Here is a 549-nt window from a genome sequence, read left to right as displayed (position 1 = left end):
GTGTATACTGGCTTACTATGTTGGCACTGATGAGGGTGTCAGTGAAGTGCTTCATGTGGCAGGAGAAAAAAGGCTGCACCGGTGCGTCAGCAGAATATGTGATACAGGATATATTCCGCTTCCTCGCTCACTGACTCGCTGCGCTCGGTCGTTCGGCTGCGGCGAGCGGTATCAGCTCACTCAAAGGCGGTAATACGGTTATCCACAGAATCAGGGGATAACGCAGGAAAGAACATGTGAGCAAAAGGCCAGCAAAAGGCCAGGAACCGTAAAAAGGCCGCGTTGCTGGCGTTTTTCCATAGGCTCCGCCCCCCTGACGAGCATCACAAAAATCGACGCTCAAGTCAGAGGTGGCGAAACCCGACAGGACTATAAAGATACCAGGCGTTTCCCCCTGGAAGCTCCCTCGTGCGCTCTCCTGTTCCTGCCTTTCGGTTTACCGGTGTCATTCCGCTGTTATGGCCGCGTTTGTCTCATTCCACGCCTGACACTCAGTTCCGGGTAGGCAGTTCGCTCCAAGCTGGACTGTATGCACGAACCCCCCGTTCA

The 549-nt window shown here is 54.5% G+C and carries 1 pseudogene; it reads left to right on the top strand.

Annotation, left to right across the window (positions count from 1 at the left end):
- Positions 1 to 193 (top strand): annotated as a pseudogene (locus tag SB752_RS31895) (hypothetical protein); the annotation flags it as partial.
- Positions 194 to 549: the final 356 nt, after the last annotated feature.

It is taken from the genome of Brevibacillus sp. SIMBA_040 (genome assembly GCF_046535075.1).
In the GTDB taxonomy this organism is placed as follows: domain Bacteria; phylum Bacillota; class Bacilli; order Brevibacillales; family Brevibacillaceae; genus Brevibacillus.
Note: the sequence above shows the minus strand (reverse complement) of the source record. Positions and strands in the feature narration are given on the sequence as shown.